Source organism: Actinoplanes sp. TFC3 (assembly GCF_001553785.1).
Lineage (GTDB): Bacteria > Actinomycetota > Actinomycetes > Mycobacteriales > Micromonosporaceae > Actinoplanes.
Window position 1 is genome coordinate 15974 of record NZ_LOJP01000002.1, and the last position, 13243, is coordinate 29216.

A 13243-nucleotide genomic window follows, 5' to 3' on the forward strand; every position below is an offset into this window, starting at 1 on the left:
CCCCCACCTCGCCGACCAGCGCCACCGCCATACCCCCGCCTCGCAGCCCGGCTCCAGCAACGCCACCGCGCAGCCGAGCCAAGACGACGCCGACGCGCAGCCCGGCCAGCACGACGCCGCCCAGCAGCCCACCCAAGGCAGCGCAGCAGCGGCACACGACACCTGGCCCGAAGTCATCCCGCCCGTGGACGACCCGGTCCCAGCCGCAGCCGCAGCCGCAACCCCAGACCCCGCCCTCACCGGCACGGCCGAGGCCTCCGAAACCGACAAGAACGCCGCCATAGCCCAAGCTCGGCACCAAACCGGCGACCTCCCCGAAGACACCGACGCGGATGCGGCAGCAAAGGCCCACGTCAGCGGCCACTTCGGTCTGCCCGGGCCGCCGCTCAGCCGGCGGAATCCGTTCTTGATCGGGCTGACCGGCGGGCTCGGTGTCATTGTGGCGTACGGCATCTTTCTTGGGCTTCGTAATGCTGCCTCCATTCTCGTGCTCATCTTCATCGCCCTGTTCCTGGCTATCGGGTTGAATCCGGCGATCACCCGGATGCAGAGTTGGGGGCTGCCGCGCTGGCTGGCCGTTACGACGATGGCGTTGACCGTTGTGGCCCTGTTGTGCGGTGGCGTTGTGGCGCTCATCCCGCCGGTGGTTACGCAAACGGGGCAGCTTGTTGAGAACGTTCCTGACTTCATTACCAGTTTGCAGCGCAGCAAGACCGTCAACGAGCTGATCACCCGGTACGACGTGATGTCCAAAGTGCAAGGAGCTATCAACGCCGGAACCGTCACCAATGCACTGGGCGGCGTGGTGGGCGGGGCGAAACTGTTGTTCGGCACGATCTTCAATGTGCTTACGGTTATCGTTCTTACCATCTATTTCATGGCGGCCTTTGAGCGGATCAAGCGGGCCGGGTACGCACTGGTCCCGGCTTCGCGGCGCACGCGGGTGCAGTTGCTGACCGATGAGATCCTGGCCAAGGTGGGCGCCTACATGGTCGGGGCGCTGGCTATTGCCGTGCTGGCGGGGCTCTCGACGTGGGTGTTCGCTGTGGTGGTCGGGTTGGCGTACCCCTTCGCCCTCGCCGTTGTGGTTGCGGTTTGTGACCTGATTCCGCAGATCGGGGCGACGCTGGGAGCGGTTATTGTCAGCTTGATCGGGCTGGCTGATTCGCTGACCACCGGGATCATCTGCATTGTGTTCTTCATTATCTACCAGCAGATCGAGAACTATCTGATCTACCCGAATGTGATGAAGCGTTCGGTGAAGGTCAGCGACGTTGCCGCCGTTACCGCTGCACTGCTCGGGGTGGCGCTTTTCGGCGTGATCGGTGCGCTGGTGGCGATTCCGATGGTGGCGGCCATTCAGCTCATTGTCCGTGAAGTGGTGAATCCGAGCATGGAACGCAAATAGGCTAGTGGCTGGTGAGTTCGACGCGGTCCGTGGCGGTGGTCCCGGCCAGATAGGCACGCACGGCCAGCGCCGCGACCGCCGCCTGCACGAGCACGCCGTTCCAGCTCAGCGGGCCGCCCTGACCGATAAGGACAATTGACGGCACGCCCAGCAGCAGCACATCCACCCCGGCGAACGCGGCGATCAGCGGGCCGATGGCGAACGAACCCATCGGCGTGTCCAGCGGCATCAGCCCGTTGTCGACGAACCCGGTGCGAGCCTTGCGAACCGCCGCGACGCCGCCGACCGGGCCTAGCGCCAAACCCAGCAGCCACCACGGCCCGGCCGGTAGCGTGCCGAGCAAGTTCAGCATCGTAAGCGCGGCGGCGGACCAGAAGCCGGCCAGGATCATGGGCACACAGCTACGCTGCAGTACCGCCTCCCGCGAGCTGAGCCCAATCATCCGCAGCATCCACGGGTTGCCGGTGTCGGTCCGCACGTTCGCCGTGGTGACCCCGCCCGCGACCAGCCCGCCGATCAGCACGGCAATGGCCAGCACCCACGCGGGCGCCGAGGAGAACAGCGCGGGCAGCGCCACCCCGCCGAGCAGCCACAGCAACCGCCGCGGACGCCGGCGCAGCAGCAACAGATCCTGCGCGGTCAGCACGGGCAGCCGCGCCCACAGCCGCTTCGAGCGCAGCTTGCGCCGAGCCCAGTAGCGCCGTTCGATCATGTCGGTGACGAAGGACGGTTCCACGCCGAAGGCCGCGTCGGCGAGGGTGCCCGCGGTGGTGGCCGCTTCGAGGATGCGGTCGTTGGGGGTGCGTGCCAGTGTTCGTACCGAATAAGCCAGACCGGCCGCCGCGATCAGCGCAAGCGCGCCAATCGCCGGGACCACCCAGGAGCGCGCGTCGAAGCTCCAGTGGAGGTCGGCGGCCGAGTTCACGACCAGGCCGGCCAGACCGGCGGCGATCAGCAGGTAGGCGGCGTTGTCGGACAGCTCGGTCCACCACTGGCCGGCCTGCGCGGCCAGCGCGACGAACAGCACGACGATGGCGCCGAGCGCGCCCAGCAGCGGCAACTCGGCCACCGGGTGGACCATGACATGGCCCATGATGCCCAGCGCGCCCACCGCACCTGCGACAGCGGCGACCAGGACCGCTACGCCGAGCGAGGGCAGCAGCAGGGAACGGCGGCTGACCGGTGCGGTGAGCAGCCACGATGATGCGGGACGGCTCAGCGCGAGCGGACCGGCGCGGCGCAGCAGCAGGTACAGGGCACCGGCCAGGGCGACGGCGAAGGACACCCCGGCCAGCGGCGCGGCGGTGGGGTGCCCGGGCCACACCACGGCGGCGATCTGGCGGTGCACCATGCCGCCGACGATCGCGACGAACAGCAGCGCGAAGTAGAAGTTGCCGAGCGTCTCGCCGCGTTCCTTGTGGGCGGCCTGGCTGCGGCGCACCCAGCGGCGGACCTGGAGGACCGAAACGGCGGTCATGCCGGTAAGGTGTGCAGCTCGGCCATGCCGATGAGGCTGGTGCCGGCGGCGGTCGCAAACGTGTCATCGTGGCTGGCCATCAGGATGCTGCCGCCGCCGGCGTGGTAGCCGGCGAGCATGGCGGCCACGGTGGCCCGGCCCTCGGGGTCGAGGCGCTGCTCGGGTTCGTCGAGGATGAGCAGCCGGCTGGGGCGCAGCAGGACCAGGGCGAGGGTGAGCCGCTGCTTCTGACCCGACGACATGGACGGCGGGATCGCGTCGGCGTGCCCGCTCAGCCCGAAGCGTTCCAGGGCTTCGTCCACCCCGGCGTCGTCCGGGTCGAGGCCATGCGCGCGACAGACCAGCTCGGCATGTTCGCGGCAGGTCAGCCCGGGATACCAGGTCGGCGGTTCCACGGTGGTGGCCACGGCCCGCCAGAACTCCGGTGTGGAGCCGGGCGGGCCGCCGAAGACCTCGATCTCGCCGGAGTCGGGGCGCTGCAGGCTGGAGATGCACCGCAGCAGCGTGGACTTGCCGATGCCGTTCTCGCCGGTGATGCAGACCCCGGCGCCCAGCGGCACGGTGAGGTCCACCTCCACCAGCACCGGCGTGGAGCCATAGGAAACCGTCAGGCTCCGGACCTCGACCGCTGTTCTGTCCACGACCCCGATGTTAGTTCCTGTACAGAACCTTCAAGGCCTTGACGATGCGTTGCACCTGCTGGGGAGTGCGTTCGAAGGTCATGGCGGGCAGCAGCGAGGGCCCCCGCCGTACGGTGATCGCCTTGGCCACGCCGAACTCGCGCAGCCCGTCCTCGCCGTGGATGCGGCCGAACCCGGAGTCGCCGACTCCGCCGAACGGCAGGTTGCCCATGCCGACGAAAGTGAGCGTGGAGTTCACCGCGACCATGCCCGAGCGCAGCCGGCGGGCGATCCGGATGGCGTTCTTCTTGCCGAAGACCGAGCCGCCCAGGCCGTACGGCAGCGCGTTGGCCTTGCTGATCGCCTCGTCGGCGTCGGAGACCTTGGTGATGGTCAACGTCGGGCCGAAGGTCTCTTCCCGAACGGCAGAGGAGTCTTCCGGTACGTCCACAAGCACAGTAGGCGCGATCAGCGACCCCTGCACCGCGTCGGCACCGCCCAGCACGGCCCGCCCACCGCCGGCCAGCGCGTCGTCGATGTGCCGGCGCACCACGTCGGTCTGGGCCGGCGTCGTCATCGGGCCGATGTCCTCGCCAAGCTTGAGTTTGCCGGCCTTCTCCACCACCGCGGCCACGAACGCGTCGTAGACCGGGGCCACCGCGTACACCCGCTCGATGCCGATGCAGGTCTGCCCGGCGTTGGTCAGCGCACCCCAGACCGCCGCCTCGGCCGCCGCGCGCACATCCGCGTCGGCGTCCACGATCATCGCGTCCTTGCCGCCCGCCTCGATGATCACCGGGGTCAGGTTCTCCGCGCAGGCGGCCATCACCTTCTTGGCCGTGGCGGTGGACCCGGTGAAGGTGATCTTGCCTACCCGGGAGCGGCACAGCGCGGCCCCGGCCTCGCCGAACCCGTGCACCGCCTGCAGCACCGGCTGCTCGGGGACGACTTCGGCGAACGTGTCAGCCAGCCACTGCCCGACCACCGGGGTGTACTCGCTGGGCTTGAACACGACGGCGTTGCCAGCGGCCAGCGCGCCGGAGATGGGCCCGAGCGGCGTGAGGATCGGATAGTTCCACGGTCCGATCACCCCGACCACCCCGTACGGCTGGTACTCCAGGTGCCCCGAGTGCTCGGCCAGCACCAGGCGGGTGCGCATCCGACGCGGCCCGAGCACGCGCTTGGCGTTGCGGGCGGCCCAGTCCAGGTGCTCGATCGCGGCGCTGGTCTCCACGATCGCGTCGGCGTGCGGCTTGCCGCTCTCGGCGTACGCCAGCGCGGCCAGTTCCTCGATGCGTTCCAGGATCAGGGTGCGCCACCGCAGCAGCCGCGCGCGCCGCCCGTCGAAGCCCAGCGACGCCCACCACGCGGCGGCAGTGCGCGCCCGCTCGACCGCGTTGCCGACGTCATCGGCCGAGGACACGGGCACGCGGCCGGCTTCGGCGCCGGTCGTGGGGTTGGTCGAGATCAGCGAGCCATCCTCGACAACGGGCAGGCCGGGCGTGCGGGTAGCCGTCATGGAACGTGATTCTAATTCGCGTGCCCTTGAACACGTACGCTTACGGTGTGAGCCCTCGTCGCAACCGCCCCCGGTCGTCGCAGCGGCCCGCGGTGCCCGCCGAGCCCGAGGACGAGCGTGTGCGCCGGGGCATCGGCGGTGTGCAGCAATACCAGGACGGCGAGTGGATGGTCCGGTCCATCTTCGGTGGCGCGGCGCTCAAGACGTACCGGTGCCCGGGGTGTATGCAGGAAATTCGCCCGGGCGTGGCGCACCTTGTGGCCTGGCCGGCCGACGACCGCGGCGATGAGAGCGACCGGCGGCACTGGCACACCGGGTGCTGGCGGGCCCGCGACCGGCGCAGCCCGACGGTGGAGCGAAGCAGGAACGCCCCGCGCTACGGGTAGGTTTCCACCGTGCCCCTGATTCGCGCCAACTCGGTCCTGCCCGCCAAGCGGACGGACATCCAGCTGCACACCGCCGACGGCCTGGCCCTGGTGGGCGAGCTGGCCGTGCCCGCCGACCGCGAGCCGGTAGCCACGCTGATCTGCCTGCACCCGCTGCCCACCCACGGCGGCATGATGGACAGCCACGTGTTCCGCAAGGCGGCCTGGCGGCTGCCCGCGCTGGCCGGGATCGCGGTGCTGCGCTTCAACACCCGGGGCACCTCCAGCGTGCGCGGCACCAGCGAGGGCGCTTTCTCCGCCGGTGTCGACGAGAAGTACGACGTGGCCGCCGCGATCGAGTATGCGGAGTTCGCCGACCTGCCGGCCATCTGGCTGCTCGGCTGGTCGTTCGGCACCGACCTGACCCTGATGCACGGGTTCGACCCGGCGATCACGGGCGCGATCCTGCTGTCCCCGCCGCTGCGCTTCTCCCAGCCGGCGCACCTCGCGACCTGGGCGGCCGGAGGTAAGCCGCTGACCGCGCTCGTGCCCGAGTTCGACGACTACCTGCGCCCGGCGGAGGCCACGGAGCGCTTCGCCGCGATCCCGCAGGCCGAGGTGGTCGGCGTGCCGGGGGCCAAGCACCTGTGGGTGGGCGACGCCGAGACGGTGCTCGACGAGGTGGTCCGGCGAGTGGCTCCGGAGGTGCCGGTGCCGCTGCCCCGCGACTGGGACGGCCCGATGGAGTCCGGGGACATGAGTTCGTACGCCGACCGCACCGTGGCCGCGTTCGCCGACGTCCCGGTGCCCAAGGCCCTGGAGGATTAGAACAGGGTCAGCTCGTCGCGTTCCATGCCGCGCAGCTTGTTGTAGTCCACGACCACGCAGCGGATGCCGCGGTCCTCGGCCAGCACCCGGGCCTGCGGCTTGATCTCCTGGGCGGCGAACACGCCGGACACCGGGGTGAGCAGCGGGTCGCGGTTCATCAGTTCGAGGTAGCGGGTCAGCTGCTCCACGCCGTCGATCTCGCCGCGCCGTTTGATCTCCACTGCCACCGCGGCTCCGGAGGCGTCGCGGCACAGCAGGTCGACCGGGCCGATCGCGGTCATGAACTCGCGGCGCACCAGCACCCAGCCCTCGCCGAAGGTTTCCGGGTGGGCGGCCAGCAGCTCCTGCAGGTGGGCCTCGACCCCGTCCTTGACCAGCCCCGGGTCCACTCCCAGCTCGTACGAGGTGTCCTGGAAGATCTCCTCGAGGGTGATCCGCAGCTCCTCACCGGCCTTGTTGACCACCTTCCACACCCCTGGCGCCTCCTGCAGCTTGCAGGGCGGGCTCATCCAGTTCAGCGGCTTGTAGGCGCGGTCGTCGGCGTGGATGGACACCGACCCGTCGGCCTTGACCATGAGCAGCCTCGTCGCCGGGGGCAGGTGGGCGGAAAGGCGGCCGACATAGTCCACGGAGCACTTCGCGATGACCAGACGCACCGCACGAGGGTAGCCAATGGTCCCGCGGTCTCGCCGGGCCGGGCGAGCGCGGGGGTGCCATGCTGAGACTGTGCTCGAAGCGCTCACCGGTAGTGGCCTGGCGGCATCGGCCGGGCTGAATGCGTACATTCCCCTGCTCACGATGGGTCTGCTGGCCCGGTTCACCGACACGATCGACCTGCCGCACGGGTGGCAGTGGTTGTCCAACGGGTGGGTGCTGGTCATCCTGACGGTGCTGCTGGCCGTCGAAGTCGTGGCCGACAAGGTCCCGGTGGTGGATCACGTGAACGACGTGGTGCAGACGGTGGTCCGCCCGACCGCGGGTGGCCTGGCGTTCGGGGCCGGCTCGTCGTCGGAGACGGTGACCGTGTCCGATCCGGGGTCGTTCTTCGGCTCGCACCAGTGGGTTCCGGTGGCGGCCGGCGTGCTCATCGCGTTGTGCGTGCACGGCGTCAAGGCGGCGTCACGGCCGGTGGTGAACGCCTCGACGGCGGGGCTGGGCGCGCCGGTGGCCAGCACGGCCGAGGACATCACCAGCGTGGTGCTGTCGGTGCTGGCGATCCTGTTGCCGGTGCTGGTGCTGCTCGGGCTGCTGCTGCTCGTGGCGGCCGGCTGGTGGGTGATCAGGCGGCGTCAGCGGCGCAAGAGGGAACGCAGCGAGTTACGGGGTGTCGAGACCGAGCGCCTGTTTGGTTGACTCTTCCGGTGCCCGCCCCGCTCGCCGTTGCCGCGTTCGCCCTGACCTGGTGGCTGGGCGCTTACCTGGTGGGACGGGACGCGACGAGCACGACGTTGTGGCGGGCGGCCGGGGGGCTGTGGACGTACGGCACAGGTGTTGTGGCCTGGACCGTCGCTCCTGGATCCTTCGCCGCCCAGACCTTGCTCTGCCTGCCCGCGCTGTTCTGGGCGGGAGTAGCGACCGCGCTGCTGCCCTCCGATGTGCCCGAACGCACGCTGGTCAATCGCGGCTGGCCGATTGCCGCGCTGGTGTTCCTGGTTCCCACACTGCTGCTGCCATCGGTGGGCAAGCTGGTCGCATTGGCTCCGCTCGCCGGTGGGCTGGTGTTACTGCTGAGATACCGCCATCGGGTACGTCCACAGCAACTCCCCCCGGCCTTGACGATCGCAGCCGCCCTGTATGTCGCGGGGCTGATCGTCGTCCTCGCGCCCCTCACCTTCGGCGCCCCCGAGCTGGTCATTGCCACGATCGGGCTGGACCTGCTGCTGTGCGGCTTTCTGGTGGCGGCGTTCGACGCGGTGGACACCGGTGAGCGGCTGCTGCCCGACCTGCGCCGCTCGCTGGTGTTCGCCGGGGCCGCCCTGCTGCTGTGCGGCGGACCGGCGGCGATCACCATGCTCGCCGTGCCGGGGCGCGCTACCGTCACCGTGCTGCAGTTCGTGCTGGTCGGGGTGGTGATGAGCGCGGTGGGGCTGGCCGTGCCGGTGCGCGCCGGGCTGGACCGGCTGGCGTTCCTGCACGACGAGCGGCTGCGCCGGGACCGCTCCGCGCTGCTGCTGGCCGCGGAGGCGCTGACCCGGCGGCGTGAGCGGCACCGGATGATCGGGCTGGACGAGGCGGAGTTCCGGCGGCTGGTCCGGCGGGCGCTCGACGGTTTCGGCGACGGCGGCCGGATGCTGCGCAATCCGCTGGCCGAGCTGCCCGCGGTGGACCGCCGGCTGCACGCGCGGGGAGCCGGGCTGGCCGAGCAGCCGCTGGCCCGGGTCGCCGAGCTGCGGGCGGTGCTGGTCGAGCAGGTGGAACGACTCAAGCCGGGCGGGCCGCCGGACACGTCCGAGGAGTGGCGGTTCTACAACGCGCTGCACTATTGCTGCGTGCTGGGGCTGCGGCCGTACGACCGGGCTCCCCAGTTGGACGGGCTGGACCGCGACGCCCGGCGCATCCTGGACTGGATCCGGCGCTATGTGCGCCGCGAGGCGTTGGAGCTGTGGACCACGCAGGCCGCCGAGCAGGTGGCCAGCCGGATGTGGCGTGATTTGTTACGCACCGACCCGCGCTGGCTCACCCGCTCGGACGGTCCGGTAGAAGCGACACGCGGTACAAACAGCCGGTAACTGTCCGAAACTGGTTAAAATCCCCCAACGTGTCTCCCGGGGGGTGTGTGAGTGGGTAGCCACCGCAACGCACTGGTCGCCGTGGTCCGGCAAGAGCTGGCCGAGGCTCGCGGGACCGCCCGGGCCGTGCTGGCCGCGGCCGAGTCCGCCCGCACCGAGGCCCAGCGCCGCAAGAAGCTGATCCGGGAGGCGTACGCAACCTGCCTGGCCCAGCTGGCCGAGGCGCGCGATGCCGCCAAGCAGGACATCCTGCGCCGTACGCACGCCGAGGCGACCACGCTGACCCGCAACGTGGAGTCGCTGGCCGCGCTGTCAGCGCCCGGTGCCGCGGGAACGTCGTGGCGCTACTGGACGCCGACCGAGCCGGACCGGGTGGGCCGCCCAGGGCTGCTGCGCATCGGCACGGTGGCGTACGAGGCCGGCGAGGAGCGCACCAAGCTGCCCGCGCTGGTGCCGTTCCTGGACCACGCACACCTCAATGTGCTCGGCGACCCGGGCGACGCTGACGGGGTGATCTCCGGGCTGCTGCTGCGGGCGCTGGGGACCACCCGGCCCGGCGACGTGCGGCTGAGCATCTACGACCCCGAGCAGCTCGGCGGCACGCTGGCCGGCTTCGCCCCGCTCGGCAACGCCGGGTTGCTGCAGTTCATCAGCCCCGGCGGGCTCGGCGCGGCGCTGGACGACCTGGTCGAGCACATCTGCCGGGTCAACGAGAGCGTACTGGCCGGCGAGTACGGATCGCTGAGCGAGCTGACCGCCGCCACACCCGGGCCGCGTCCGGAGCCGTGGCACGTGGTGGTGCTGCTGCTCGATCCGCGCACCACGAACCTGAGTGAGGCCCAGCAGGCGCAGTTGTCGCGGATCGTACGGACCGGGGTCGCTTGCGGCGTACACCTGATGGTCCGGGGTCTGGAACTGGCCCCGCACCCCACGGTGGAGCGCATCACCGCGTGCAACGGCACCGCGGCCTGCGACACCACCGGCGCTTTGGAGGTGCGGCTCGACACCCCGCCCCCGGCCGACCGGATCGCCGGGCTCTGCCGGGCCACCGCCGAGCGGCTGCGCGAGGGACCGCCACCGGCCCGCTTCAGCGACCTGGAACCCGAGAAGATCTGGGCCTTGTCCTCCGCCCACGGGCTGACCGCCCCGATCGGGGACAGCACCGGCGGTTCGCTGGTGCCGGTGCGGCTCGGCGACGACCCGCCGCACGCGCTGATCGGCGGCCCCTCCGGCTCGGGCAAGACCAACCTCATCTACGCCTGGATCGGCTCGCTGGCCGCCCGCTACGGCCCCGAGGAGCTGGCCCTCTACCTGCTCGACTTCAAGGAGGGCGTGTCGTTCGCGCGGTTCGCCCCGGGGCCACGCGACTCCAGCTGGCTCCCGCAGGTGCGCCTGGCCGGCATCAACGTCAACGGTGACCGCGAGTTCGGCATCGCGCTGCTACGCCACCTCGGCGAGGAACTGCGCACCCGGGCCCAGGCGGCCAAGCGCTACGAGGCCACCAAGCTGTCGGAACTGCGCGCCGAGGACCCGGCCGGTGACTGGCCGCGCATCGTGGCCGTGATCGACGAGTTCCAGGTGCTGCTGGCCGGGCGGGACGCGCTGGCCGAGGAAGCCGTGACGCTGCTGGAGGACCTGGCCCGGCGCGGGCGGTCGCAGGGCATCCACCTGGTGCTGGCCTCGCAGGACGTCTCCGGCATCGAGGCGCTGTGGGGGCGCTCCGGGCTGATCTCGCAGTTCACGCTGCGCATCGCACTGCCCAAGGCCCGGCGCATCCTGGCCGAGAACAACCTGGCCGCCGGGGTCATCCCGCGCTTCCACGCGGTGGTGAACGCCGACTCCGGGGTCACCGGCAGCAACACCGTGGTCCGGCTGCCCGACGCCAGCGACCGGTCGGCCTGGCGCGCCCTGCAACGCAAGCTCTGGGCCCGGCGCTCACGCACCTGTGAGCCGCCCCGGCTGTTCGATGGCGACGCGGTGCCGCGGCTGCCGGAGCAGTACCGGCCCTCGGGGCGGGTGCCGGACAACTCGGCCGACATCGGGTCCTCCCCCGGTGCCGTGCTCGGCGAGCGCATCGACGTGGCCGCCCGGCCCGCCCGGCTGCGACTGGGCCGGATGCCCGGGCGCAACCTCGCGGTGCTGGGTACCCGCACGGACGAGGCCTGCGACGTGCTCGCCGCCGCCGCGCTGTCGCTGGCCGCGCAGGGGCCGGCCCGGTTCAGCATCGCGTGCCTCGACCCCGGGGCCGAGCGGGCCACCGCCCGGCTGATGGCCGAGCTCCCGCACGCCGACTGGTACTCGCGTGCCGACCTCGATGACATGTTCACCACGCTGGTGCCCGAGGGCGTCCCGCACTACGTGCTGGGTTACGCGCTGGACGCGGCCGGGCCGGCGTACCGGGACCGGCTGCGGGCCCTGCTGACCGACGGCCCGGAGCGGCGGCTGCACGTGCTCGGCTGGTGGCGCTCGGTGCCCCGGCTGCGCGATGACCTCGGCGGGATCGGCGCCCGCCTCGACACCATCGGCGCCTGGGTCGCCCTCGACGTGCAGGGACCCGAGCTCAGCCCGCTGTCCCCGCAACCCGGCGGCCCGGTGTGGTACCCGCGCCGGCGCCGGGCCCTGTTCTTCGACCGCTCGGTGCACCGGACCCCGGAAGTGATCATCCCGTACGAGGTGAACAGTGACCACACGTGACCGCGACTACCAGACGATGATGAACGCGCTGGCCGAGGTGGCCCGGCGCAGCAGCTCCGAACTGGAGAACGCCGACCAGGCGTACCAGACGAGCGCGGCGCAGGCGGCCGGCGAGCTGGCCCGGGCCGAGGGGGACGCGGCGGCCGCGGACCGGTGGGCGGGCGCGGCGGCGTCGCAGATGCTGGACGTGGACCGGGAAGCCGAACGGCTGTGGGATCAGTTGCGGCGGGCCCCGGGCGTACGGGTGCGGGCGCTGGGTGAGCTGCCCGAGCCCGCGCCGGTGGAGGCGCTGCCGCGGGTGGCCCTGGAACGCTCGCCGGACTCGGGTGCGCTGGTGCCGGCCCCGCGGCAGTCGGCGCGGACGTTGCTGGCCCGCGCGGCGGAACGCATCGACGTGACTGTGCGGCCGGCCCAGCGCCGGTCCCTGCCGCGCTGGGCGTTGCCGCTGCTGCCGCTGCTGGGGGCGCTGGTCGCCGGGCTCACCGGGCTGGTGGCGGCCGGGCTGGTCACGATGGGTGACTCGCTGGACGCCGGCGCGGCGGTGGTGCGCGGGCTGGGCTGGCTCGGTTTCCTGGTGGCGCCGTCGGCCGGGGTGCCGGTGGCGGCCGTGTTCGCCCATCGCCGGCTGCGGGCGCGCCTGGACATCGGCGGCATCGGGCTGACGTTGATGGGCGGGATGGTGGCCGCCACCGTGCTGTCGGTGACCTTCGCGGCGTCGCGGTAGGGCTTATTTGTCGTACGTGTAGAAGCCCTTGCCGGTCTTACGCCCCAGATCGCCGGCGGTGACCATGCGCTGCAGCAGCTCCGGCGGGAAGAACTTCTCGTCGGCGGTGTCGCGGTAGATGTTGCCGGCCGCGTTGAGCATCACGTCCAGCCCGGTGAGGTCGACAGTGGCCAGCGGACCCATGGTGTGCCCGAAGCCCAGCTTCATGACGGTGTCCAGATCGGCCGCGGAGACCACGCCCGACTCGACCAGCTTGATCGCCTCGACCAGCAGCGCGGAGAACAGCCGGTTGGACACGAACCCGGCCACGTCCCGGTTGACCTCGACGCAGGTTTTGCCGACCTCCTCGGCGAAGGTCCGGGCGCTTCGCAGCGTCTCGTCCGAGGTCTGGTAGCCGCGCACCAGCTCGACCAGCTTCATCATCGGCACCGGGGAGAAGAAGTGGATGCCGACCACCGACTCGGGCCGGGCGGTGACCGTGGCGATCTGGGTGATCGGGATGGCCGAGGTGTTGGTGCCGAGCACCGCGCCGGGCTTGCAGATCTTGTCCAGCGCGCGGAACACCTCGTGCTTGGCCTCGACCTTCTCGAAGATCGCCTCGACGACCACGTCGGCGTCGGCGGCCGCCTCCAGCTCGGTGGTGGTGGTGATCCGCCCGATCGTCGCGTCCGCGTCCTCCTGGGAGATCTTCTGCTTGGTCACGAAGCGGCCCAGCGAGTCCTTGATCGCCCCCAGCCCCCGCGCCAGCGATGCCTCATCGAGGTCGCGCATGGTGACCTGCCACCCGGCCTGCGCCGCTACCTGCGCAATGCCGGATCCCATCAGACCCGAGCCGATGACCGCGAGCCGACCCGCCATGTGTGCCACTCCTTCGTCCGC

At 71.2% G+C, this 13243-nt stretch carries 12 protein-coding genes; 7 read left to right on the forward strand and 5 right to left on the reverse strand.

Annotated elements, in window-relative coordinates; genetic code table 11:
- Window positions 1-184: 184 nt before the first annotated feature.
- Complete coding sequence (locus TFC3_RS27020; RefSeq protein WP_369819720.1) at window positions 185-1408, forward strand: AI-2E family transporter; 1224 nt, start codon at window positions 185-187, stop codon at window positions 1406-1408.
- A gap of 1 nt (window position 1409) precedes the next feature.
- Here TFC3_RS27020 and TFC3_RS27025 read toward each other — a convergent pair whose 3' ends face one another.
- Genes TFC3_RS27025 through TFC3_RS27035 form a run of 3 tightly spaced genes read right to left on the reverse strand, consistent with a single transcriptional unit; the run spans window position 1410 to window position 5024 of the window.
- A complete protein-coding gene (locus TFC3_RS27025) occupies window positions 1410-2885 on the reverse strand; it encodes a DUF6297 family protein (protein ID WP_067507749.1) in 1476 nt (491 codons plus the stop codon).
- The gene (locus TFC3_RS27030; protein ID WP_153040502.1) at window positions 2882-3526 is read right to left on the reverse strand and encodes an ABC transporter ATP-binding protein; all 645 of its coding nucleotides are present in this window, start codon (window positions 3524-3526) and stop codon (window positions 2882-2884) included. Before TFC3_RS27030 ends, TFC3_RS27025 begins: the two co-directional genes overlap by 4 nt.
- 10 nt (window positions 3527-3536) lie before the next feature.
- A complete protein-coding gene (locus TFC3_RS27035) occupies window positions 3537-5024 on the reverse strand; it encodes an aldehyde dehydrogenase family protein (protein ID WP_067507755.1) in 1488 nt (495 codons plus the stop codon).
- A 47-nt stretch (window positions 5025-5071) separates the two neighbouring features.
- Here TFC3_RS27035 and TFC3_RS27040 point away from each other — a divergent pair, with 47 nt between their 5' ends.
- Window positions 5072-5410, forward strand: a complete 339-nt coding sequence (locus TFC3_RS27040; RefSeq protein ID WP_067509709.1) for a hypothetical protein — start codon at window positions 5072-5074, stop codon at window positions 5408-5410.
- Window positions 5411-5419: 9 nt separating this feature from the next.
- Complete coding sequence (locus tag TFC3_RS27045; RefSeq protein WP_067507758.1) at window positions 5420-6217, forward strand: alpha/beta hydrolase; 798 nt, start codon at window positions 5420-5422, stop codon at window positions 6215-6217.
- Here the strand turns inward: TFC3_RS27045 and nucS are convergent.
- On the reverse strand, window positions 6214-6873 hold the full coding sequence (gene nucS / locus TFC3_RS27050) for an endonuclease NucS (protein ID WP_067507762.1): 660 nt from the start codon (window positions 6871-6873) through the stop codon (window positions 6214-6216). The genes TFC3_RS27045 and nucS overlap by 4 nt on opposite strands.
- A gap of 70 nt (window positions 6874-6943) precedes the next feature.
- Here nucS and TFC3_RS27055 point away from each other — a divergent pair, with 70 nt between their 5' ends.
- The 4 genes from TFC3_RS27055 to TFC3_RS27070 are packed head-to-tail and all read left to right on the forward strand — an operon-like array spanning window position 6944 to window position 12364.
- Window positions 6944-7570, forward strand: coding sequence for a DUF4126 domain-containing protein (locus TFC3_RS27055; RefSeq protein ID WP_067507766.1), 627 nt, complete (start codon window positions 6944-6946; stop codon window positions 7568-7570).
- An 8-nt stretch (window positions 7571-7578) separates the two neighbouring features.
- Window positions 7579-8946 (forward strand): hypothetical protein, encoded by a 1368-nt coding sequence (locus TFC3_RS27060; protein ID WP_067507769.1) that lies wholly within the window; start codon window positions 7579-7581, stop codon window positions 8944-8946.
- Window positions 8947-8997: 51 nt separating this feature from the next.
- Window positions 8998-11640, forward strand: a complete 2643-nt coding sequence (locus TFC3_RS27065) for an FtsK/SpoIIIE domain-containing protein (RefSeq protein ID WP_067507772.1) — start codon at window positions 8998-9000, stop codon at window positions 11638-11640.
- Window positions 11627-12364, forward strand: a complete 738-nt coding sequence (locus TFC3_RS27070) for a hypothetical protein (RefSeq protein WP_067507775.1) — start codon at window positions 11627-11629, stop codon at window positions 12362-12364. Before TFC3_RS27065 ends, TFC3_RS27070 begins: the two co-directional genes overlap by 14 nt.
- Window positions 12365-12367: 3 nt before the next feature.
- Here the strand turns inward: TFC3_RS27070 and TFC3_RS27075 are convergent, their stop codons facing one another.
- Window positions 12368-13222: a 3-hydroxyacyl-CoA dehydrogenase family protein gene (locus TFC3_RS27075; RefSeq protein ID WP_067507778.1), complete on the reverse strand. Its 855-nt coding sequence runs from the start codon at window positions 13220-13222 to the stop codon at window positions 12368-12370.
- Window positions 13223-13243: the final 21 nt, after the last annotated feature.